The organism is Rhizobium sp. GR12 (assembly GCF_036596185.1).
GTDB classification, from domain to species: Bacteria; Pseudomonadota; Alphaproteobacteria; order Rhizobiales; family Rhizobiaceae; genus Agrobacterium; species Agrobacterium nepotum.
Window position 1 is genome coordinate 15,566 of sequence record NZ_JASXTH010000006.1, and the last position, 23,408, is coordinate 38,973.

Below are 23,408 nucleotides of genomic sequence, written 5' to 3' on the forward strand. Positions count from 1 at the left end.
AAAGAGATGACGATAGCGAGATATGGCTTTGCATTGGTGGACACTCAGCCCTGAAGAATGGATGGCAATCAGGCTCAGCCTGTGGGTGTCCTCCATTGCCATGCTCTTCAGCCTGCCCTTCGGCATTCTGGTGGCCATGGCGCTGGCACGCGGCCGCTTCTGGGGCAAGTCGTTGCTCAATGGCATCGTCCACCTGCCGCTCATCCTGCCGCCCGTCGTCACCGGCTTTCTGCTGCTCGTCCTCTTCGGCCGCAGGGGCGCTATCGGCCAATTTCTCGATAGCTGGTTCGGCATCGTCTTTTCCTTTCGCTGGACAGGGGCCGCGCTCGCCTGCGCCGTCATGGCGTTTCCCCTGATGGTCCGCTCCATCCGCCTCTCCATCGAAGCGGTGGACCGCAAGCTCGAAGAAGCGGCGGGAACGTTGGGCGCAAGCCCGCTATGGGTGTTCTTGACCGTCACCCTGCCCCTGGCCCTGCCCGGCATCATCGCGGGCATGATCCTCGCTTTCGCCAAGGCCATGGGCGAATTCGGTGCGACCATCACTTTCGTGTCCAATATTCCCGGCGAGACCCAGACGCTGTCCGCCGCCATCTACACCTTCACACAGGTTCCCGGCGGCGATGCCGGTGCATTGCGGCTGACCATCGTTTCCGTCGTGATTTCCATGCTCGCTTTGCTCGTCTCGGAGTTTCTGGCCCGCATCATCGGAAAACGGGTGAGCATGGAATGACGCTTTCAGTCACCACCCGCCACCGCCTCGGCCCCTTCGAACTCGATGCATCCTTTACCTCCGAAGGTGGCGTCACAGCACTTTTCGGACGCTCCGGATCCGGCAAGACCTCGATGATCCGCATCATCGCGGGTCTGTTGCGACCGGATGAAGGACAGGTCTCGCTGGATGGCAAATTGCTGGCCGATAGCCAAAAACGACTATTCCTGCCCGCACATAAACGCTATTTCGGCTATGTTTTTCAGGAAGCGCGGCTGTTTCCCCATCTCAGCGTGGCCCAGAACCTGAACTACGGCAAATGGTTCGCCATGGAAAAGGCGGCAGGAGCGGATGAAAACCGCATCGTCGACATGCTGGGCATTGGCCATCTTTTGCAACGTCGCCCCGACAAGCTTTCCGGCGGAGAAAAACAGCGCGTCGCCATCGGCCGCGCACTTCTGTCTTCACCCAGGCTGCTCTTGATGGATGAACCGCTCGCCTCGCTGGACGAGGAACGAAAGGCCGAGATCATTCCCTATCTCGAACGGCTGCGCGACGAGACGAAAATCCCGATTGTCTATGTCAGCCACTCCATTCAGGAAGTAGCCCGCCTCGCCGACCGCATCGTGGTGATGAAGGACGGCAAGGTGGAGGCGCAGGGAAAGGCGGCCGACGTGCTGTCGCGGCCGGACTTCAGCGGCCATCTCGAACGGCGCGAAGCGGGCAGCATCCTTTCCGGCCACATCGAAAGCTTCGATGAACGGCACGGGCTTGCCGCCGTAAGGCTCAGCTCGGCACTGCTGCAGGTTCCGGCAAAAAAAGCAGCGCCCGGCACACCCGCGCGCGTGCTGATACCGGCGCGCGATGTCATGCTCGCCACGACAAAGCCGGAAGGCCTGAGCGCGCTCAATATTCTCGAAGGTCATATTGCCGGCATCTCAGCCAGCGCAGATGGGATGGTCATCATTCAGGTGGATTGCGGCGGCGATCTCATCCAGTCGCGCATCACCGATCTGTCGCGCGAACGTCTTCAGCTGGAGCCCGGAAGGCCGGTGCATGCGATCATAAAGTCGGCGGCTCTCGATCCCTATTGAAGGCGGCATCCGGATTACGGTTGGCCTCCAGCCAGTCGATATCCTGACGCAGGACCTCGTTCATCCGCCTTTCCATGCCGCGATAACGTTCCAGCAATTCAATGCCGAATGTCGTTAGCGCAGCGCCGCCACCCTGCTTGCCGCCCCGCTGCGATTCGATCACCGGCTGCCTGAACATATGGTTCAGCGCATCCACGAGCAGCCATGCACGACGATAGGACATGTCCATCGCCCGCCCGGCGGCCGAGATCGATCCGGTCTCGACTATCAGTTCCATCAATTCGATCTTGCCGTGCCCGAGACGCTCTCCGGGTGGAAAATCGATACGGAGAACCGGGTTCAGTGGCGGACGTGTCTCGCTCATCGTTCAAAGGCCCCGGCCATGAAGATCACGATAGGCCTTCTGCGCACCTTCCACCGGCAGGGCCGTCGCCTCGTAGACGCCACGCGCCACCGCGCGCGCCATCACGATGGTGGCGAGATGGCAGAGTTCCGCGAAATGAACGCCGCCCTCAAGCGGCTTCTCGCCGGTCGCAGCCGCAAACATGGTGTCGCCGTCGCTCGGCAAGTGGGCCGGCAGCACGGCGCGCGCCAACCCGTCATGCGCCATGATGGAAAGGCGATGCGCCTGTGCTTTGGTGAGGACTGCATCTGTCACCACCGCACCGATGGTCGTCGCCGTCAGGGTCACGCCCTTCAGACGTAGCGCCGTATCATCCGCCGTGAAACGGGCGGGAAAACCGCAACCACCGAACTCGCTCTGCATTTCAAAAGGCGCGGACCAGAAATGGCGGCTGGTTCCGACAGTTGCGGAACCGAGCGCATTGACGGCGACGATGGCCGCCACCTTGTAGCCGCCGGAGCTGACAGCGCTTGCCGAACCGAGCCCGCCCTTGAAGGTGGCGGTCGTCGCCCCCGTTCCCGCACCGACCGTTCCAAGCTCGAAAGGCTCGGCACGCGCCGCCCTGAAAGCCGCATATCCCATCTCGCGATAGGGGGAATGCAGACCCCAGTCCTTATCGCCGCCATTCAACAGATCCATCAGGATCGCCTGCGGCACGATGGGGACGCGGGTGGAACCGACTTGCAGGCCGCGCCCGATTTCGCGAAGCCCAGCCTGAACGCCGCCCGCCGCATCCAGCCCGAAGGCCGAACCGCCTGACAGTACGAATGCATCCACCGTTTCCACCGTCATTGCCGGATCAAGCAGGCCGGTATCACGACCGCCGGGCGCCCCGCCGAGGACCGAGCCGGAGGCGACAGCGGGCTTTTCGAAAACGATTGTCGTGACGCCGGAGCCGAGTGCGAGATCGGTCACATTGCCAACCGAAACGCCGTCGATATCCGTCAGAAGATTGTTGCGTGCCGCCATGCCGTTCCCCTTTCTTCCGGTATCCCGCCGCCACCGGGTACTGTCAACGCAAAAGGTGAATCACGAAAACACCGCCGTGCCAATCACTGGTGTAGAGGGAATGGCCATATCCCTCGGTTCCAGTGGTCCGGCCTGATAAGCCTGATGACCAGCCTCTATGGCACGGGCGAAAGCCTCCGCCATGCCGACCGGGTCGCCCGCGCCGGCAACCGCCGTGTTGAGCAGAACGGCATCGTAACCAAGCTCCATCACTGTCACCGCATGCGAGGGCCGGCCGATACCGGCATCGACGATCAGCGGCACGTCAGGAAAACGCGCCCGCATCGATTTCAGCGCCGTCAGGTTGAGCGGCCCCATGGCGCTGCCGATCGGCGCGCACCAGGGCATCAGCACCTTACAGCCGGCATCCAGCAGCTTTTCAGCGACGACAAGATCGTCCGTCGTATAGGGAAAGACCTCGAAACCATCGTCGGTGAGAATTTTCGCCGCCTCGACAAGCGCAAAGACATCGGGCTGCAACGTGTCGTGATGGCCGATGACCTCCAGCTTGATCCAGTTGGTGTGAAAAACCTCACGCGCCATCTTCGCAGTCAGCACCGCTTCTTTCACTGTATGGCAACCGGCCGTATTCGGCAGGATGTAACGATCCAGCTCGCGGATCAGCTCGAAAAACTGGCCGCCCTTCTTGCCGCCCGCCGTTTCCCGGCGCAGCGAAATCGTCAGAATATCCGTATTGCTGGCCCGCACCGCATCGGCAAGCACGGCGGGAGACGGATAACGCGCCGTACCCAGCAGAAGGCGGGACGAAACCTCACGGCCATAAAGCGTCAGCATGGCCTCAACCTCCCTGCATCGGGGAGAGGATTTCGACCCGGTCGAACGCCTTCAATTGATAATCGGCGCGCGCTTCCGAATGCACCAGATCACCATTGACCGCCGTCGCCAGCCAGTCGCCCTCGTAATCGAGGCTGGCGAGCAGGCCCGCCAGTGTCTCGGTGACGAGATCAAGCTCGTCGCCATTCACCAGAAGTTTCATGATCCTGCTCCTTTCCAGAGAGATTTTGGCAGACGATTTCAGCCGCCTGCCGCGCCATAGCCGGCGACAGCAGGAAGCCGTGCCGGTACGCGCCGTTGATGAAGACGTTTCGACCCTCTTGCGTGATTTTCGGCAGATTGTCGGGATAGGCCGGGCGCACGCCCGTTCCGGTTTCGATGATTTCAGCTTCCGCGAAGGCCGGATGCACGGCATAGGCGGCATTCAGAAACTCCATCATCGAGCGGGCGGAAATGGCCCCCGCATCCTCCGTCTCGATCATCGTCGCACCCACCATGAAACGGCCGGGCTCGCGCGGCACGATGTAAAGCGGAATACGCGGATGCAGCAGCCGGACGGGGCGAGACAGGGAAACCTCTGACGTGGCGAGGTAAAGCATTTCTCCCCGCACGCCGCGGAGGTTGGGCACCACACCCACCGCCGCAGGGCCAGTGCAATCCACCACCCGGTCGAAAGGCTGTTCATCCACCGGGACGCCCATATGAAACCGCACACCCATGCCGCAAAGCCGCTCACGCAGCGACTTCAGCGCAAGGCGCGGATCGAGATGCCCCTCGCCCGCAAAATACAGCCCGGAGCGAAACCGCCCGGCAAGATCGGGCTCCAGAGCGGCGATTTCGCACTCATCCACCCAACGGTATCCACTGGTTCTGGATGCGAAACGTGAAAGCTCCGCTCGGTCACGGGCAGGCGCGACAACCAGCGTGCCGTTTCGGACGACAAGGCCGGGTGTCGCTTCGTCCCACCAGTCGAGCGCCGTCTGACCCAGCGTCAAAACCGGCTCTTCCGCGCTTTCACGCTCACACCAGGGCGCCAGCATGCCGCCGGCATAAAAGGATGCGCCGCGCGAGGCTTCGGCATTGCGCTCCGAAACCTCCACAGTCACGCCGCTGCGCGCCAGTTCGAAGGCCGCCGTCAAACCGGCGACCCCCGTTCCCTTGACAAGAACACGCATGCTACTGGCCGTCTGCCGGGGCCGCGAGCGGCATATAAAGCTCGCCACCTTCCTTGAAGCGCGCGGCCATGGCCTCCAGCCCCTCCTTCTGCGCCTCGGCGCGGATATCGTGGGAAATCCGCATCGAGCAGAATTTCGGCCCGCACATGGAGCAGAAATGCGCGACCTTGTGCGCCTCCTTCGGCAGGGTCTCGTCATGGAAGGAGCGCGCCGTCTCTGGATCCAGCGACAGGTTGAACTGGTCCTCCCAACGGAACTCGAAGCGAGCGCGTGACAGCGCATCGTCACGCACCTGTGCGGCGGGATGACCCTTGGCGAGATCGGCCGCATGGGCGGCAATCTTGTAGGTGATGACACCCACCTTCACATCGTTACGATCAGGCAGGCCGAGATGTTCCTTCGGCGTGACGTAGCAGAGCATCGCCGTGCCGAACCAGCCGATCATCGCGGCACCAATGCCGGAGGTGATATGGTCGTAACCCGGCGCGATATCCGTTGTCAGCGGCCCGAGCGTATAGAAGGGCGCCTCGCCGCAGGTCTTCAACTGCTTGTCCATATTCTCCTTGATCTTGTGCATCGGCACGTGGCCGGGGCCTTCGATCATGACTTGGCAGTCTTTTGCCCAGGCAATTTGCGTCAATTCTCCCAAGGTTTCCAATTCCGCAAATTGCGCCGCGTCATTGGCATCGGCAATAGAGCCGGGCCGCAGACCGTCGCCCAGCGAGAAGGAAACGTCATAGGCCCGGCAGATGTCGCAAATCTCCTCGAAATGCTCATAGAGGAAGCTTTCGCGGTGATGATGCAGACACCACTTCGCCATGATCGAACCGCCGCGCGAGACGATGCCGGTGACGCGGTTGACGGTGAGCGGGATGTAATGCAGCCGCACGCCGGCGTGGATGGTGAAATAATCGACGCCCTGCTCCGCCTGTTCGATCAGCGTATCGCGGAACACTTCCCAGTTCAGATCCTCGGCAATGCCGTTGACCTTCTCCAGTGCCTGGTAAAGCGGCACCGTGCCGATCGGCACCGGTGAATTGCGGATGATCCATTCGCGGATATTGTGGATGTTGCGCCCGGTCGAAAGGTCCATGACTGTGTCGGCGCCCCAGCGGATCGCCCAGACCATCTTCTCCACCTCTTCCGCCATGGAGGAGGTGACTGCGGAATTGCCGATATTGGCGTTGATCTTCACCAGGAAATTGCGGCCGATGATCATCGGCTCCAGTTCCGGGTGATTGATGTTGGCGGGGATGATGGCGCGGCCCGATGCGACTTCCTGACGGACGAATTCCGCCGTCACATAGTCGGGAATCTGCGCACCGAAACTCTCGCCATCGCGGATCAGCGTCTCTTTCGCCGCCTCACGCCCGAGATTTTCCCGGATGGCGATGAATTCCATTTCCGGCGTGACGATACCCGCCCGCGCATAGGCAAGCTGGGTCACGGCCTTGCCCGCCGTGGCCTTGAGTGGCTGGTGGCGCACGGAAAATTCGGGCGTCAGGCGCTCGCCGGTCGCAAAGCCGTTATCCTCCGGCTTGACGTGTCGCCCGTCGTAAGCCGCGACATCGCCGCGCGCCACAACCCATGTATGGCGCAGGCGCGGCAGGCCTTTTTCGATCAGAACGTCATGCATGGGATCGGTATAGAGGCCCGACGAATCATAGACCGTCACCGGTGGTTCGCCCGCCGTCGGGTGGACGGCGATTTCGCGCATCGGCACGCGAATATGCGGATGCAATATTCCGGGCTTGTGAATTTTCGTGGAGGCGGGATGCGGCCCGGTTGTGACAGTAAGCGGGATATTCTTGGCAACGATATTCATCATGAGGCTCCAAAGTTTGACAGTGGAGACCCAGTTCGAGCCGGAATGATGGAAAATACCGACGTGTCGACAAGCGCCCGTAACACGCAATCCGACCCTCGGTCTTTGCACCGTCCCTACGCCAGTATGAACTGGATCAGGTTCAACGGGTCACTGCGCATAAAAGCAGAATCTCAGCCCCTTGACGGGACACCCCTGGTGAATGGCCACAGCAAAAAACACCGCCCGACATTTGTCAAGAGCGCCCATGAACTCTTGGCAAAGATGCGCGGATGGCGCATGCTGCCGTTAGTTGTAATTAACCTAATGGTTTAGGCGAATATTATCGTTTGCAACGTAACGATAAGCATAGACCATCCTGATGTGAAATTCGTGGGAGATACGTCGGAATGAATGCGACTATTCGTGAAATACTGGCAAAATTCGGCCAGCTTCCACCCCCTGTCGATACGATTGCAAATGAAGCGGATCTTTATGCGGCAGGCCTTTCTTCCTTTGCTTCGGTGCAATTGATGCTGGGTATCGAGGAAGCTTTCGATATCGAATTCCCGGACAACCTCTTGAACCGTAAGTCCTTTGCAAGCATCAAGGCCATTGAAGACACCGTTAAGCTCATTCTGGATGGTAAAGAGGCAGCCTGATGAATGTGACCGTAGCGCCGCAGGATGAAACGCTGTCCGCGCGCGCAGGCCGTGTCGCGGCTATTGCCGCCAAACACACGGATGAGGTGGATGTTACCGGCCGCTTTCCTGGGGAAGCCGTCAACGCACTGAAACAGGAACGTTTGCTGGGTATCCAAGTCCCGTCCTCCCTTGGCGGCGAAGGCGCATCCATACAGCAAATCGCCGATATCTGCGCCCGGCTTGGCCAGGCCTGTTCGGCAACGGCAATGATTTTCGCCATGCACCACATCAAGGCCTCCAGCCTTGTGGAACATGGCGAGGCGAGCGCATGGCATGCGGGTTTCATGAGCCGCATCGCCAACGAACAGCTTCTGCTCGGCTCGGCCACCACCGAAGGCGGTATCGGCGGCAATCTGCGCAACTCCATCTGCGCGATCGAAGTCGAAGGCGATTTCTGTCGGCTGGAAAAGGACGCTACCGTCATTTCCTATGGCAGCAATGCGGATGCCATTCTCATCACCTCGCGCGCTCACAAGGATGCCGCGCCCGCCGATCAGGTGATGACCGTATTCCTGAAAAATCAATACACGCTCGAAAAAACCCATGTCTGGGACACGCTCGGCATGCGTGGCACCTGTTCGGACGGCTTCCTGTTCCGCGGCGAGGCGCCGGCGGCGCAAATCTTCCCCAAACCATTTGCGGAAATCGCGGCGCAATCCATGCTTGCAAGCTCCCATCTCCTGTGGAGCGCCGTCTGGTACGGCATCGCGTCCGACGCCGTGCTGCGCGCCCAGTCCTTCGTGAGAACAGCGGCACGCAAGTCGCCCGGCGTCGCTCCACCCGGCGCGATCCGACTTGCGGAAGTTTCCACCAAGTTGCAGGTGGTCAAATCCAACATCATCGCCGGCATCAAGGCTTACGAGGACACCAAGAGCGATCCGGACAAGCTGATGTCCATGGCGTTTGCGGTCGCCATGAACAATGTGAAGATCTGCTCTTCGGAAACCATTCTGGAGATTATCGACCATGCCATGCTGATCTGCGGCATCATGGGTTACAAGAACGGTACGCCCTATAGCCTTGGCAGGCACCTTCGCGACGCGCATTCCGCTCGCCTGATGATTTCCAACGATCGCATTCTCGGCAATTCCGCCAATCTCCTGCTGGTTCACAGGCAGGACACCAGCCTTTTGGGATAACACCATGGACATGCAAACATCGTTTCTCGATCGACTGTTCGAAGAAGGCCTGCTGATTGAAACCGGTGTGGATGGTCTTTATGGGCGCAGCGGCCAGTTCGAGGACGTCATCGCCGCATTCGAACGGCTGATCGACCGCACGGGCGGCGCTGACGGCGCCGAAGCGATCCGTTTTCCGCCGGGCATCAACCGTGCCTATTTCGAAAAGAGCGGTTACATGAAAAGCTTCCCGCAACTGGCGGGTACGGTCCACTCATTCTGCGGCTGCGAACTCGATCATGTGAGTCTGTTGAAATCCATGGATGAGGGCGAGGACTGGACCAAGGACCAGAAAGCCACCGACATCGTGCTGACGCCGGCGGCCTGTTACCCGCTTTACCCGACGATTGCCAAACGCGGCGCCCTGCCCGCCGGCGGCGGGCTTTACGATATCCAGTCCTATTGTTTCCGCCATGAACCCTCCAAGGACCCGGCGCGCCAGCAGCTTTTCCGCATGCGCGAATATGTGCGCATGGGCACGGAAGCCGACGTCACCGAATTCCGACAGACATGGATGGACCGCGGCGTGGCGATGATGGAAGCAGTAGGCCTCGAGGTGACGATCGATGTGGCCAACGATCCCTTCTTCGGCCGCGCCGGCAAGATGCTGGCCAACAATCAGCGCGATCAGAATCTGAAGTTCGAGTTGCTGATCCCCGTTACCTCCGCCACCAATCCGACGGCCTGCATGAGTTTCAATTACCATCAGGACGCCTTCGGCCAGAAATGGGACCTGAACCTGGACAATGGCGACGTGGCGCACACCGCCTGCGTCGGCTTCGGCCTTGAGCGCATTGCGCTGGCGCTCTTTGCGCATCACGGTCTGGATGTGAAAAAATGGCCTGCTAAGGCTGTGAAAACGCTCTGGGGCTGACCATTCATGCGGCAGATTTTTCCGGGCCTCGATCCCAAAAACTATGTGCAGCATCCGCTTCATTCGTCCGACAGAATGTGGCCGGAGACCAATTGCTACATCGATTTGTGGATCGAGGTACTCGCCTCGAAAGGGTTGCCGCCGGAAGCCATGTTCGGTTTCACCCTGACGCAGGATTTTGAGGGCGACCAGTTCACCTTCTTCAAGGTGCCGCTGGAAGATCTCGAAGCGCTCTATGGCGTTCGCGCCACGGAGCTTGCGATCTTCGACCGGGTGGAAAACCACATCGAGGCCCAGCTGGAACGCGGCCGTATCTGCCTGATCGAGATGGACAGCTTCCATATGCCCGATACCCATGGGGTGGGCTACCAGAAGGAACATGGCAAGACCACCATCGCCATCAACCGGCTTGATCTGACAAACCGGGAACTCGACTACTTCCACAATGCCGGCTTCTTCCATTTGTCGGGTGAAGACTTTGACGGCCTGTTCCAGCATCATCTGGCGGAAACCGATCCGCCCTTCCTGCCCTATACGGAATTTGCGAAATTCGCAGACGGCAATCCTTCACAGGCGCATATCCGCAAGACGGCCGAACGGCTGCTGAAGTTTCATTTTTCGAGGCGGCCGTCCGCCAACCCGGTCAGGGCTTTTGCAGCCGTATTTCCGGCCCAGGTGGAAAAGGTCGCCGACAGGCCCTTCGGCTTTTTCCATAAATATGCCTTCAACACGCTGCGCCAACTGGGCGCCAATTTCGAGCTGGCGGCAAGCCACCTCGAATGGCTGGACAAAGACGGTTTTTCTGAAGCCAGGGACCACGCGCTGCGCATATCCGAAGTCGCCAAGACCGTGCAGTTTCAGCTTGCCCGCGCCGTCACGCGCCGCAAGTTCGATACGCTCGCCTCCGTGCTCGATCCGGCTGCGGAAGCATGGGATGGCGTGATGGACGCCCTTGCGGCAAAATTGTCGAACGCCAGCGAGGCCGCGTGAGGACTTATCTTCCCGGCGAAAGCGAAAAGTTGCTGAGCGAAGGCTGGACGCTGACATTGACGCCGGCCGATGCCTGCGAGACGCCCTCCGATATTCCCGCAGCCCTTGAAAGTCTTCACGTATCCGTTCCCGGCACGGTGGCGCAGGCCCTGGAACTGGCCGGGAAATTCGACCGTTTCAACCCGACACCCCTTAACGACAGGGATGCCTGGTATCGCCTGACGATGATTTCCGATGCGCGGGAGCGGGCGATCCTGCGCTTCGACGGTCTGTCGACAATTGCGGAAATCTTCTTCAACGGCGAACTGATCGCCGCCAGCCAGAGCATGTTCGAGAGGCTGGAGGTTCCAGTCCAGCTGACAGGCGCGGACGAACTGTCGATCTGCTTCCGGGCGCTTTCGCCAAGGCTCGAAAAAACCGGCCCCCGCGCCCGCTGGCGGCCGCAGATGATGAACACACAGGGGTTGCGAATGATCCGCACCTCGGCACTCGGATATATGCCGGGCTGGTGCCCGGAAATTCATTCTGCCGGTCCATGGCGGCCCATCAGCCTGATAGGGCAGGAAAGCGTGCTTTGCACGGCCCGGTCCTCACTCGACGAAACCGGCACGGGAACGGGAACGGTCAACATCACCCTCGAGACAAGCCGCGACCTCCAATCCGCGCGGCTCACCTGCGCCGGATACAGCGCCGATCTTTCCAGGGACGAAAACGGCAAGCTCTCAGGCAAACTCAACATACCCGGCGTCGAGACCTGGTGGCCGCACACCCACGGCAGACCGGCGCTGCACGAAATCGTCCTGGAACTGGACGGTAAGCAACATCGGCTCGGCCGCACCGGCTTCAGAAATCTGGAGATCGATTATGGCGAAGATGGCAAGGGTTTCGGCCTCAGGGTAAACGGGCAATCCGTTTTCTGTCGCGGTGCGGCCTGGACGACAGCTGACATCGTGCGCCTGCCCGGAACAAGGCCGGACTATGAGCCGTGGCTCAAAAAAGCTGCCGAAGCCGGCATGAACATGATCCGCGTCGGTGGCACCATGGCTTATGAGACGCCGGAGTTCTTCGCGCTTTGCGACGAACTCGGCATCATGGTGTGGCAGGACGCCATGCTCGCCAACTTCGATTATCCGGCAAAAGATGATGCCCTCCGGCAGCATATCGTCACAGAAATCTCGCAGTTCCTCGAGGCGACAGCTCTTTCGCCTTCGCTCGCCATTTTCTGCGGCGGTAGCGAAATGTACCAGCAGGGCGCGATGCTCGGCCTGCCGGAACAGATATGGAAAGGAACGCTCACCGAGGACATTTTGCCGGACGTGCTGGCCGGGAAAAGGCCCGATGCGGTCTACGTGGCAAACTCCCCCTCGGGCGGAACATTGCCCTTTTTCCCCAATGCCGGGATCGGCCATTATTATGGCGTGGGCGCCTATTGCCGGCCGCTGGAAGATGCCCGCCGGGCCGACGTGCGCTTTGCCGCCGAATGCCTCGCCTTCGCCAATATTCCCGAACAGGACACGCTGGACAGACATCTCCCGGCACTGGCGACGCATGATCCGCGATGGAAGGCCCGCACGCCACGCGATCGCGGTGCCTCCTGGGATTTCGAGGACGTTCGCGACCACTATCTGAAGCTGCTTTACGACGTCGAACCGGACGTGTTGCGACGCGAGGATGGCGGCCTCTATCTCGACATGTCCCGGGCCGTTACCGCCGAGGTCATGGAAGCGACCTTCGCCGAATGGCGTCGTGACGGCTCCTCGTGCCGGGGCGCATTGGTCTGGACCCTGCAGGATCTCGTTCCCGGCGCGGGCTGGGGCCTCATCGATGCCACCGGCAGGCCGAAATCGGTCTGGCATGCGCTGAAAAGAGCGTTTCGACCGATACAGGTCAGTCTTTCCGATGAAGGAACCAACGGGCTGGACATTCATCTCGTTAACGAAACCGGCGACGGCCTGGAAACCATGCTGGAACTGACCTGCCTGCGTGACGGCACGCAGCCCGTCGTCCACGCCAAACGGCCGCTGACGCTTTTGCCGCGACAGGGCCAGACAATTGCCGCAACCGAGCTGTTCGGTGCTTTCTTCGATACGACCTATGCCTACCGGTTCGGCCCGCCATCCCATGATGTGACGGTGGCCCGGCTTCGCGAGGTTGCGACCGGGCACGTCATCGCCGACGCATTCCATTTTCCACTCGGCCGGAAAAAGGCGCTGCATGCCGCCAATCTTCAGGTGGGGGTTAGCGAGGAAAAAGGTAACTGGTCGCTAGAGATCGGTACGGACCGGCTGGCGCAATCGGTTCATGTCGCGGCGGAAGGTTACAGCGCCTCGGAAAACTGGTTCCATCTCGTCCCCGGAGAGACCAGAAAAATCAGCCTTCTGCCGGAGACAGCGGCACCCGAAACGCCGCCTTCAGGCGACGTGATGTCACTGGGTTCCAGCCGGCGATTTTCCTTTTAGAGCCAGCCGCATCACCGCATCGATATAGGCTCTTTTCGCTTCGGGCGTCGAAAGATTGTGATCGGCATCGGGAATAATCGTCAGCGATACATTCCGGTAGGCTGATAGCCCCCTGCCATCGGCATCGAAATAATACTGGAAATGTTCGAGCCCGTCGTCATTGTCGCTATAGAGCAGGCTGATGGCTGTACCTTTTGCCTTCAACTTTTCAAAAGCGCTGTAGACGGCACGCCCTTCCTCGCTGCTGCTGCGGAAAAGCCTTGCCGTTTTTGTCGAAAGCTTTTTGAGTGTCGCCTTGGCGATGTTCAGCCCGGCGCTCATCACATCGACATCGCCGCTGAGGAGGCGCTTGAATGTGGCCCCCTGGCGAAAACGTTGGCTGTATTCTCCAAAGGAACGCGGTCGTTTGTGCAGCGCCTCATCGACCGAGCGGCCTTTCCGCCAGTGGAAGACAACCGGGTTGACCGCAACCACAGCGCCGATCCGGTCGTCAGCAAGCGCACTGTTGAAGGCAAGATAGGCGCCGCTGCACCGCCCCGCCGCAATGAAAGGTCCTTTGCCGCGCCGGCCGAGAAAATCAAGCGCGGCGGCCACGTCGTCATTCTGTGCGACATCGTAAAGGACCTGATCGGGTGCGTTTTCGACGGGAGGGCTGTCGGCGATATTGGCCGCGTCGAACCGGAGAGAGGCGACACCCCCACGCGCAAGCGCGCGGGCCGTCTGCACGGAAAGCCTGCCCCAACCCGCATGCCGGTCATAAGCTGCGCCGAGAAGAAGGACCGAAGAGACCGCCTGCCGATCGTCCGGCACGCAGAAAACCCCGAAAAGCCGCCCGCCTTTACCAAACTGCACCGGCTGCTCGAAAAAACCGCGACCGCGCTGCGAGGGATTGATGGTAAAATCTTCCTGTTGATCCACCGCATTCCCGGCACGGGTTTTCGACAGGACCCAGTCATGAAGCCGGTTCACCACATCACCGGATATTTTCGAGAGCGTCGGGCTGGAGACGAGATCGTCATAACCCGAAAACTCCGCCTCCTCCACCTCAACCCCGATCGTGGTGAGACGTTTGGCGAAATCGCTGTCGGTTACCCGGCCCGGTCTCGACAGAACCAGAATGTTGCGCGCTGGAGCGGCATCCAGATTTGCAAGATTGATCTTCTTGATCCCGTCGGCAACATTTGCCGGCATGGCCATGCCCGCAATTGCCCCCGCCTCCGCCATACGCTGGCCGGGGCGAAGACCAAGGCCGTCGTCGATCATGGACGACCACATTGCCAGCTCGCGAAGATAGGCGCGGCCGGAGACGACGGGGGCCAGAAGCGCCATGGAACCGGCAGCCGCCGCATCGGCAAGCGCCTGCACGACGATCGGGCAACCGAGTCCCTGGGCGAGGACCACCACCCCGGAACAACCGGAAAGCCGCTTCAGATAATCGAACGCTGCCCGCGTGTCGGCAAGCCAGTCCGCAGTCCGGCCCACGTCTTCCGGATCGAGTGCATCACCTGCGCCATGATAATCGAACCGCAGGCTGGCGACGCCGGACGCGGCCAGCCGCTCGGCCAGAACCCGCTGGAACTTGCGGCTGCATAGCTCCTCCATACCCCAGGGACTGACGAAAAGAACCGCATGATCCCGCTTGATCTCCATGCGCGCCGGATGGAAAATACCCGTGCACCCCTCAAAAGAAACCGGATGCGCAATCGCTCCATCCGATGCAACGCCGAAAAGCGACAACGTATCTGGAGAAGGTTCACTACTCGCACGCTCTGAAATATCTATCGCCATTGACCTTGCAATCATTCGCCAGTGTCTGGATCAACCATCCAGGGGATCACTATACCGAAGTGTTTTAACGCCTGTTCCATAGTAAAAACAATAACATTAGAGAATTCTAAAAATACCGTCGCGTTTATATCGATTGTAACGCAGGCGCTGTGAAAACAGATGCGGGTGACAGTGGGCAAGCCCTGGCACGGGCGCTATTTTGCTCGAAACCGCTTGAATATACTGATAAATAGCGAGTCACATACCTATTTGCAGGAGGGGACTGCGCCATCCGGCAGCCTGACCGTCTCGACACCGCGCAAACCAACACGCCGGGCCCGGCCCGACAGGTCATAGAAGTTTTATATGGAACAAAGCCTTACGCGTTACATCTGGTCGCATACGAGGCGGCAGCAGCTCTTCATCCTGCTGATCGTCGCCCTGTCCATGATCCCCTATTTCCTTGCCTTCGATCTGCCCAAGCAGATCGTCAACGGACCTATTCAGGGGGACGGTTTCGAAGGCGCGAACGCAACACAGATGTTCATGCATCTCACGGTCGATATTCCCTATTGGGGAACCGTGACGCTCTTCCCCGGCCTCGAACTCAACCGCATGTCGATGCTGATGGCTCTCAGCCTGACATTCCTTGCGCTTGTCGTCATCAACGGGCTTTTCAAATATTACATCAATACCTTCAAGGGCCGCCTTGGCGAGCGGCTTCTCCGGCGCATCCGCTTCGAACTTATCGACAGGATCCTGCGGTTTCCGCCCACGCATTTCAAGCGGGTCAAGGGTGCCGAAATCTCCAGCATGGTGAAGGACGAGGTCGAGCCGCTGGGCGGATTTACCGGTGATGCCTTTGTGCAGCCGGCGCTTCTCGGCGGTCAGGCGCTCTCAGCGCTCTTCTTCATTCTCGTGCAGAATTTCTGGCTGGGCCTGATTGCCGCCTTCATGGCCGCCATACAGGTGGGCATCATCCCCAAAATGCGCCGCCGCCTCATCGAACTGGGCCGGCAGCGGCAGCTAAGCGCGCGCCAGCTTGCCGGACGTATCAGCGAAATGGTTGACGGCATCGGCACCATCCACGCCTATGACACTTCCAATTTCGAACGCGCCGATGCCTCGCACCGGCTCGGCGACATCTTCAAGATCCGTTACGATCTGTACCAGTGGAAGTTTTTGGTCAAATTCATCAACAACTTCCTCGCACAGCTCACGCCATTCTTCTTTTATGCGCTCGGCGGTTATCTCACCCTCAAGGGCAGCCTCGATGTCGGACAGCTGGTCGCCGTCATCAACGCCTATAAGGAACTGCCCGGACCGCTGAAGGAACTGATCGACTGGGATCAGGCGCGTCAGGATGTCCAGGTGAAATACGAACAGGTCTTCGAACAGTTCGATGCGTCGAACATGATCGACGACAAGGTGCAGAAACTGTCACCGGGGTCCGTCGCGGCAATTACCGCACCGATCGTCGTTGCCAATCTGACGCTGGAGGACGATAGCGGCAGCAGGCTTCTGGAGCAGGCATCGCTGAAGATCGAACCGGGCGAGGTGATCGCCATCGTCGGTGGCTCGGGAGCAGAGGCGCTCGCGGACGCAATCGGCCGCACGCTCTGGCCAATCTCCGGCAAGGTTAGCATCAACGACGTCGACATATTGGAACTGCCGGAATCGCTCACCGGACGGCGCATTTCCTATGTGTCCTCGGACAGCTATTTTTTCCACGCCAGCCTCAAGGACAATCTGCTTTACGGACTCAAGCACGCGCCGCTTGTCGAGAAGCAGTACGAAGGTGCGGCGCTGGAACACCGCAAGTGGGAAATCCGGGAAGCCAAGCTGGCGGGCAATCCGACGATCGACATCAACAGCGAATGGATCGACTACGCTTCAAGCCCTGCCGGTGACGGCAAGCCGGAAAACCTTATCAAGGCAATTCTGGCTGTCCTCGACAGCGTAGAACTCTCGCAGGATATTCTGGAATTCGCGCTGCGCTCGTCGATCGACCCCCTGACCGACCTGCATCTTGCCGCCCGCATCGTGGAACTGCGGCATGTCCTGCGCGCCGAACTGGAAAAGGAGAACCTGAGCGGCCTCATCGCGCCTTTCGAGCTGGAGAGCTACAACAGCGAGGCGACCGTGGGCGAGAACCTGTTGTTCGGCACCATGCGGGACTCCACCCAGACGATCAGGACCGTCATCGAAAGCGACTATTTCCGTTCGCTGATGCGCGAGACCGGCCTTGTCAAAACCCTGTTCGAGATGGGGTACACGATTGCCGAAAACATCGTGGAAATCTTCGCCGACCTGCCGGGAGACCACCCCTTCTTCCAGCAGCTCACCTTCATGACGCCCGATGACATTCCGATCTATCAGCAAATGCTGCAACGTCTTCAGAGCCGGAGTTTCGACGAGGCCAATGAAAGCGAAAAGCGCGCGATGCTGCGGCTGAGTTTCTTCTACATCGAACCGCGGCAGCGTTTCGGCCTGCTGTCACCGGAAATCATGAACCGGATCGTCGAAGTCCGGCACATGTTCCACGAAAACCTGCCCGACAGCCTGAAGAACGTGATCGAAATCTACGATCCGACCAAATATATGAGCGCCACCAGCCTTCTGGATAATATTTTGTTCGGCAAGGTCAGCCACCGTTACACCGATGCATCACGGCGCATCACCCGCATCGTCGCCGAGGTCATGCGCAAGCAGGGCGTCTACGAGCGTGTGCTGGCGGTAGGTCTTGATTTCAACCTCGGCGCCGGCGGCAAGCGGCTCGGGCCGCTCCAGCGGCAGAAGCTCAATCTCGCAAGGGCGCTGATCCGCAAATCCGACTATTATGTCTTCAACCGCCCCCTTCCCGGTCTCGATCCCCGACAGCAGGAAGAGATTGTCGAGCGGGTCATCACATTCCTGAAACAGAACAACAATAACCCCTCGATCATATGGGTCCTGTCGAATGCGACGCTCTCGCGCATGTTCGGCCGGGTCATCGTCGTCCATCAGGGCCTCATCACCGCCGACGGAAGTTACGAGACTCTGGCTGAGGAAAACGGTACATTCAAGGATATGGTCGCAACATAACTCCAAGAACGCGACCGAGGTGGAACAATAACAGGGTAAGGCAATGCTGTTTAAAGACGAAATTCAGATGTTGAAAAGGGTTCCGTTTTTTTCGGAAATGGAGCCGTCCAAGCTGAAATTGCTCGCATTCGCGTCCGATCGGGTGTCCTACCACGCTGGCGACGTGCTGTTCCGGCAGGGAGATGTCGGCGATGCGGCCTATGTCCTTCTGACCGGAAAAGTGGATGTTCTGGTCGATTCTCCCTCGGGCACGCTAAGAGTGGCCGAAATGACCGGCAATGCGATCGTCGGCGAAATCGCCATTCTCTGTGATAGCGTCAGGACCGCGACCGTGCGCGCCTCCACCAATGTGGAAGCCCTGCGGATCGGCAAGGAACAGTTCTTCAAGCTCATGTCCGATTTCCCTGACATCACCATCAAGGTCATGCGCGTTCTCGCCGAACGTCTCACGCAGACGACGACGGAACTGAGCAAAGCGCGCACAAGCGCCAGAACATGAGCCGCAATTTCTTGCTGCTTTGATGGGCGATATTGGAAAAATAAATGTCGCACCATTGCAATATAAATGAAATGCTGACTGAATAAGGGTAAGGGCGTCCGCCAGAAAAAGAGCGGATATAAGAAACTGTAGAGACAACGGGCTTCATGGGAGGAAAGCGTGCAAGATTCCGTTGTTATTGGGGTGTGTCATGGCGTTCGATTCCGACACAGTAAGTCGGGAAAGTAATAGAAATTTTCGGGTAAAAATCTGGGGTGCGCGGGGAACGCTTCCTGTTTCAGGTGAAAACTTCCGAAAATACGGCGGCAATACCATCTGCATCGAGGTACGATGCGGAGATCATGTTCTTTTGTTCGACGCGGGTTCGGGGCTGCATCCTGCAGGTCTGGCGTTGCGTGCGGAAGGTATAACCGGCGCAAACCTGTTTTTCTCCCACTGCCATTACGACCACATTGTCGGTTTTCCCTATTTCAAGCCTTTCTACAACAGCTCCAACGATGTCGCCATCTGGTCGGGTCACCTCGCCGGCACCATGACTACACGGGAAATGCTCAGGGATTTCATGAGCCCGCCATGGTTCCCCGTGCCGCTGGAAGTTTGCTGCGCAAAAATTGCGACACGGGACTTTATGCCCGGCGATACTCTTGATGTTCTTCCGGGCCTCTCGGTCAGAACCGGAATGCTCAATCATCCCGGCAATGCGGTCGGATACCGGCTGGACTGGGAAGGAAAATCCCTCGCCATCATCACCGATACCGAGCACGAGCCGGGCAGCATCGATGAAACCGTGCTCGACCTGATCAGGGACGTCGATCTCTTCCTCTACGACGCCATGTTCACCGACGACGAGATGAGCCTTTATCGCGGTTACGGTCATTCCTCCTGGCAACAGGCGATCCGTCTTGCCAAGCAGGCAGGCGCAAAAAATGTCGGCTTCATCCACCACGCCCCAAGCCGCAGCGACGAGGAACTGGATAACATCGAAAAACAGGCGAAAGCCCAGTTCAGCGGCGCATTCGCGGCCATGGACGGCCAGATCATCGAACTTTGATCCGCAACTTCGCTCCGACGAAGGTTTGACCTGTCCGACAGTTTTTCAAAGCCCTGATTTAATCCTTCGCCATGCGGGCATTCGAACACGCACAATTGACCGATGCCGGTCGATTGCTCCACGATATTGCCACGAGATGCCCCGCACTAAAGACGCCACGGTACAATCAATGATGATTCTGCGCCGAATGACCACCTGATGGGATTTGTATGATCCGTTTCTTTTCGGAAACCAACCTGAGACGCGCCCGGATTTTATCCGGCCTCATCATATTTGCTTTCGTATTTTCCCATCTTTTCAATCACTCCCTTGCGCTCATCTCCATCGACACTGCCGAACGGGCACGAAAATGGTTCAGCCTGATCTGGCTCAATCCCGTCAGCAGCCTGCTGTTTTACGGCTCGGTTTTAGTGCATGTCTGTCTTGTTCTGCGTTCGCTTTATCAGCGCAGAACGCTGCGCATGCCGCTTCGCGAGGCGCTTCAAGTCATTTTCGGCCTGTCGATCCCGTTTCTGATCATCAGCCATGCCGTCAATATCCGTGTCTCGCACATGCTCTACGGTATCGACGTGGGCTATTACACGGTCGTTCGCCGGCTCTGGATCAACAGCCCCATGGGAGGAGCGTGGCAAAGTCTCGCCTTGGTTGTCATCTGGATTCACGGATGTATCGGCCTCTATTTCTGGCTGCGTTATCGGGACTGGTATCCGAGAATTGCCGGAATATTCATGACGGTGGCGGTGATGCTGCCGCTGCTAGCGCTTCTGGGTTTCAGCGATGCGGGCCGCTGGCTGGAGGAGGTGGATAGAAAATACGCGCTTCCTCCCGGGCTCGTCGATAACCTCGTACAAAGAGACGACATTCCGCTGCAACGGGAGATGGAGACGCAAATCCGCTTCATCACCCGCGCGACAGAGACGCTTTTCGCGAGCGCGATAATGCTGGTTTTCGTATTGCGCGGTGCGCGCAGTTGGCGGCAGAGATCAACCGCCATCGAAATCCGTTATGAACATGGCGTGCAAGCGCGTGTCCCGGCCGGGCTCAGCATTCTGGAGGCCAGCAGGCTCGCAGGCATTCCGCATTATTCCGTATGCGGCGGCAAAGGGCGCTGTTCAACCTGTCGGGTGAGGGTGGTCGGCAGCAATGGCACGCTTCCGCCTCCCGGAGACATCGAGCAAACTACGCTGCGGCGCATCCATGCCGATTCAGACGTACGGCTCGGCTGTCAGTTACGTCCCACCCACGATATTCAGATTGCGCTTCTCGTCTCGCCACCCCAGCAAAGCGACCTGCCAACGGACGCGCAACCGGCCCGACCCGGCAAGGAAGAGGAAATCGCCATCCTCTTTTGCGATCTGCGCAATTTCACCACGCTTTCCGAAGCCAAGCTGCCTTACGATGTCGTGTTTCTTCTGAACCGCTACTTCACCATCGTCGGCCAGGCCGTTGAACAGGCCGGCGGCCATCTCGACAAATTTATTGGCGACGGCGCCATGGCCCTCTTCGGCCTTGGCGACAACGCGGAAAATGCCTGCCGCAATGCCATGAGGGCGGCCGCAATCATCTTGCGGGAGCTTTCAATCCTGAACGAAGGGCTGGAGAAACAATTCGCCGTGCGGCTGGAAGTGGTGGTCGGAATTCACGCCGGGCCGACGATCGTCGGCGTCATGGGGTATGGCGCGGCGAAAACCCTGACGGCCATAGGCGACACCGTGAACGTGGCAAGCAGGCTGGAAACCAAGGCCAAGGAATTCGGCGCGGCCATCGTCGTTTCCGAACCCGCTATCATTCAGGCGGGGCAGGAGATTGCCGATCTGCGCAGCGAGGAAATCGCCATTCGCGGGCGAAACTCGCAAATGAAGGTTTTCCTGCTCTCGAAGGAAGAGAGCGAACGATATCTGTAAGGCAGTCCCGGCGCGCTTGACGCTGAGCTACCCGGTTTCAAATCTTGCGATAGAGAAAATAGCGGTCGGTCGGTACGCTTTCCGGCACCGGCAGCGGCTTCAACAGGGGATGATCGAGAGGCAGGCCGCTGATAGCCACGCCGCCTTTCGCCAGCATGCCGGCAGCAAGCTGAGGCAGCCATGTCAATGTAATCGCATCCTTCTCCGGATAGCCCGTGCCGATATCGGCATGTACCATGGCCGCTTCCACACCGATGAAGGCCGGAGCGGTTTGCGATATTTCGCCGATCACGAGATCTTCCTGCGGCGGAACGGATGAGGCATGTGCGCCCATGGCCCTGTCGAAGGCAACGATGCGGCGTTCTGGAAACAGTTCCCGCAAATGATTGAACGTGCGCCCGTTTCCAAGGCCGATTTCCATGATCGCGCCTTCGTCAGGCAGATCGAGATCGGCCTCGACATGGTTGAGGATATCCCGCTGCGCGGTCAACCGGCGAATGAAACTGTCCAGTCTGCTCATGTTCCGTCCATTCATGAATGCCTGAAGAAGGCGATCAGGCCTTGATGATGTGTTTTGCGGCAATGTCCCGCCGCGCAAAGACATTTCGTGTGTCGATGATCAGCGGTGACCACTCGCAAAGTGCGGCATAGTCCACATTGTCGTGATCGGTCGCTACGAGAACGGCGTCGAAAGCGCCGATTGTCTGCCTGTCCCATTCCACGGATTTCATGCCCATCAGGTGGCTGTATTCCCGGGTTTTCGGGATTTCGGCCACGTGAGGATCGAAATAGGCCGCTTGGCCGCCTCGTTCGTGAATAAGCTCGATGAGTTTAAGCGAAGGGCTTTCGCGAATATCCGGCACATTTTTCTTGTAGGCGAGACCGACGACCAGCACCTTCGAGCGGCTGAGCGCCTTGCCGGAATGAATGTCGAGCGCTTCCGCCACCCGTCCGATGACATGGCGCGGCATGCCGGTGTTGATTTCACCTGCGAGTTCGATGAACCGCGTCGGCAATTCATACTCCCGCGATTTCCAGGTGAGGTAGAACGGGTCGATCGGTATGCAATGACCGCCGAGGCCCGGACCGGGATAAAACGGCATGAAACCGAACGGCTTGGTTTTAGCCGCGTCGATCACCTCCCAGATGTCGATACCCATGGCCTCGTAGACGACTTTGAGTTCGTTGACGAGCGCGATATTGACGGCGCGGAAGACGTTTTCGGTGATTTTCACGGCCTCAGCCGTGGCATTCGTCGAGACAGGGACGATCTTCTCGACCACCGAACCGTAAAAGGCCGCCATCAGTTTTCCCGCCGCCTCGCCATCGCCGGCGACGACTTTCGGAATGGTCGAGGTCTCGAAATCTCGATTGCCGGGATCTTCCCGCTCGGGCGAAAAGCCGAGGAAGAAATCAGCACCGGACACGAGCCCGGTGCCTTCCAGAATGGTCTTCACCACCCCGTCGGTCGTGCCGGGATAGGTGGTCGATTCCAGAACCACGAGCTGCCCTGGCCGCAGATGCGCGGCAATGTCCCGACAGGTCTTTTCAACATAGGAAAGGTCCGGTTCGCGATATTTCGTCAAAGGCGTCGGCACGCAGATGGCGATCACATCGCATTCGGCCAGTCTGGAAAAATCGGAGGTGGCGACAAAGCCGTCATTGCGCCGGACACTTGAAAGCACCTCGTCCGAGACGGCCTCGATATAACTGCGGCCCGCATCGATCGCGGTAATTTTGCCGGGATCGATATCGAAACCGACAACCTTGAAGCCAGCCTTGGCGATCGTCATGGCGAGCGGCAGGCCGACATAGCCAAGGCCGATCACGCCCGCTTTGGCGCTCTTGTTTTCGATGCTGGAAAGCAATTTCTGGGAGACAACTGGAGAAGTCAAAGCGTGTCACGCTCC

Annotated in this window: 20 protein-coding genes and 1 riboswitch; of the genes, 11 read left to right on the forward strand and 9 right to left on the reverse strand. The window is 59.1% G+C overall.

Annotated elements, in window-relative coordinates; translation table 11 throughout:
- The first annotated feature begins 22 nt into the window (after window positions 1–22).
- Together modB and modC are read left to right on the forward strand one after the other, a co-directional pair.
- A complete protein-coding gene (gene modB, locus QSK43_RS11740; RefSeq protein ID WP_332303587.1) occupies window positions 23–730 on the forward strand; it encodes a molybdate ABC transporter permease subunit in 708 nt (235 codons plus the stop codon).
- Entirely contained in the window at window positions 727–1,803 is a 1,077-nt protein-coding gene (gene modC, locus QSK43_RS11745; protein WP_332303588.1) for a molybdenum ABC transporter ATP-binding protein, read from the forward strand. The genes modB and modC overlap by 4 nt, the downstream gene beginning before the upstream one ends.
- Here modC and QSK43_RS11750 read toward each other — a convergent pair.
- From QSK43_RS11750 to thiC, 6 genes are read right to left on the reverse strand one after another with little or no spacing between them, the layout of a single operon-like run.
- A complete protein-coding gene (locus QSK43_RS11750; protein ID WP_332303589.1) occupies window positions 1,772–2,167 on the reverse strand; it encodes a winged helix-turn-helix domain-containing protein in 396 nt (131 codons plus the stop codon). The genes modC and QSK43_RS11750 overlap by 32 nt on opposite strands.
- Window positions 2,168–2,170: 3 nt before the next feature.
- On the reverse strand, window positions 2,171–3,175 hold the full coding sequence (locus QSK43_RS11755; protein ID WP_332303590.1) for a P1 family peptidase: 1,005 nt from the start codon (window positions 3,173–3,175) through the stop codon (window positions 2,171–2,173).
- Window positions 3,176–3,235: 60 nt separating this feature from the next.
- Window positions 3,236–4,009, reverse strand: coding sequence for a thiazole synthase (locus QSK43_RS11760; protein ID WP_332303591.1), 774 nt, complete (start codon window positions 4,007–4,009; stop codon window positions 3,236–3,238).
- A gap of 4 nt (window positions 4,010–4,013) precedes the next feature.
- Window positions 4,014–4,211 carry a sulfur carrier protein ThiS gene (gene thiS / locus QSK43_RS11765; protein ID WP_332303592.1) on the reverse strand — a complete coding sequence of 66 codons (198 nt, stop codon included), beginning with the start codon at window positions 4,209–4,211 and terminating at the stop codon, window positions 4,014–4,016.
- Complete coding sequence (gene thiO, locus QSK43_RS11770) at window positions 4,180–5,184, reverse strand: glycine oxidase ThiO (RefSeq protein WP_332303593.1); 1,005 nt, start codon at window positions 5,182–5,184, stop codon at window positions 4,180–4,182. The genes thiS and thiO overlap by 32 nt, the downstream gene beginning before the upstream one ends.
- A 1-nt stretch (window position 5,185) precedes the next feature.
- The gene (gene thiC / locus QSK43_RS11775) at window positions 5,186–7,009 is read right to left on the reverse strand and encodes a phosphomethylpyrimidine synthase ThiC (RefSeq protein ID WP_332303594.1); all 1,824 of its coding nucleotides are present in this window, start codon (window positions 7,007–7,009) and stop codon (window positions 5,186–5,188) included.
- A 95-nt stretch (window positions 7,010–7,104) separates the two neighbouring features.
- Window positions 7,105–7,216, reverse strand: a riboswitch (TPP riboswitch).
- Between the two features lie 182 nt (window positions 7,217–7,398).
- On the opposite strand from thiC, the gene QSK43_RS11780 reads away from it, so the two are divergent.
- Genes QSK43_RS11780 through QSK43_RS11800 form a run of 5 tightly spaced genes read left to right on the forward strand, consistent with a single transcriptional unit; the run spans window position 7,399 to window position 13,193 of the window.
- Window positions 7,399–7,650, forward strand: a complete 252-nt coding sequence (locus QSK43_RS11780) for an acyl carrier protein (RefSeq protein ID WP_332303595.1) — start codon at window positions 7,399–7,401, stop codon at window positions 7,648–7,650.
- Window positions 7,650–8,831: an acyl-CoA dehydrogenase family protein gene (locus QSK43_RS11785; protein WP_332303596.1), complete on the forward strand. Its 1,182-nt coding sequence runs from the start codon at window positions 7,650–7,652 to the stop codon at window positions 8,829–8,831. The genes QSK43_RS11780 and QSK43_RS11785 overlap by 1 nt, the downstream gene beginning before the upstream one ends.
- Window positions 8,832–8,835: 4 nt before the next feature.
- Window positions 8,836–9,744 (forward strand): amino acid--[acyl-carrier-protein] ligase, encoded by a 909-nt coding sequence (locus QSK43_RS11790; protein ID WP_332303597.1) that lies wholly within the window; start codon window positions 8,836–8,838, stop codon window positions 9,742–9,744.
- Between the two features lie 6 nt (window positions 9,745–9,750).
- The gene (locus QSK43_RS11795; protein WP_332303598.1) at window positions 9,751–10,734 is read left to right on the forward strand and encodes a DUF1839 family protein; all 984 of its coding nucleotides are present in this window, start codon (window positions 9,751–9,753) and stop codon (window positions 10,732–10,734) included.
- Window positions 10,731–13,193 carry a glycoside hydrolase family 2 protein gene (locus QSK43_RS11800; RefSeq protein WP_332303599.1) on the forward strand — a complete coding sequence of 821 codons (2,463 nt, stop codon included), beginning with the start codon at window positions 10,731–10,733 and terminating at the stop codon, window positions 13,191–13,193. Before QSK43_RS11795 ends, QSK43_RS11800 begins: the two co-directional genes overlap by 4 nt.
- On the opposite strand, the gene QSK43_RS11805 is transcribed toward QSK43_RS11800, so the two are convergent.
- Window positions 13,161–14,981: a serine aminopeptidase domain-containing protein gene (locus QSK43_RS11805; RefSeq protein ID WP_332303600.1), complete on the reverse strand. Its 1,821-nt coding sequence runs from the start codon at window positions 14,979–14,981 to the stop codon at window positions 13,161–13,163. The genes QSK43_RS11800 and QSK43_RS11805 overlap by 33 nt on opposite strands.
- A 345-nt stretch (window positions 14,982–15,326) precedes the next feature.
- On the opposite strand from QSK43_RS11805, the gene QSK43_RS11810 reads away from it, so the two are divergent.
- From QSK43_RS11810 to QSK43_RS11825, 4 genes are all read left to right on the forward strand, one after another.
- The gene (locus QSK43_RS11810; RefSeq protein WP_332303601.1) at window positions 15,327–18,044 is read left to right on the forward strand and encodes an ABC transporter ATP-binding protein; all 2,718 of its coding nucleotides are present in this window, start codon (window positions 15,327–15,329) and stop codon (window positions 18,042–18,044) included.
- A 43-nt stretch (window positions 18,045–18,087) separates the two neighbouring features.
- Window positions 18,088–18,543, forward strand: a complete 456-nt coding sequence (locus QSK43_RS11815; protein WP_045019763.1) for a cyclic nucleotide-binding domain-containing protein — start codon at window positions 18,088–18,090, stop codon at window positions 18,541–18,543.
- A 190-nt stretch (window positions 18,544–18,733) separates the two neighbouring features.
- Entirely contained in the window at window positions 18,734–19,594 is an 861-nt protein-coding gene (locus QSK43_RS11820) for an MBL fold metallo-hydrolase (protein ID WP_332303602.1), read from the forward strand.
- A gap of 209 nt (window positions 19,595–19,803) precedes the next feature.
- Window positions 19,804–21,498, forward strand: coding sequence for an adenylate/guanylate cyclase domain-containing protein (locus QSK43_RS11825; RefSeq protein WP_332303603.1), 1,695 nt, complete (start codon window positions 19,804–19,806; stop codon window positions 21,496–21,498).
- A 37-nt stretch (window positions 21,499–21,535) separates the two neighbouring features.
- Here the strand turns inward: QSK43_RS11825 and QSK43_RS11830 are convergent, their stop codons facing one another.
- Window positions 21,536–22,018, reverse strand: a complete 483-nt coding sequence (locus tag QSK43_RS11830) for a class I SAM-dependent methyltransferase (protein WP_332303604.1) — start codon at window positions 22,016–22,018, stop codon at window positions 21,536–21,538.
- 34 nt (window positions 22,019–22,052) lie between these two features.
- Window positions 22,053–23,393, reverse strand: a complete 1,341-nt coding sequence (locus QSK43_RS11835; protein ID WP_332303605.1) for a nucleotide sugar dehydrogenase — start codon at window positions 23,391–23,393, stop codon at window positions 22,053–22,055.
- Between the last annotated feature and the right edge of the window lie 15 nt (window positions 23,394–23,408).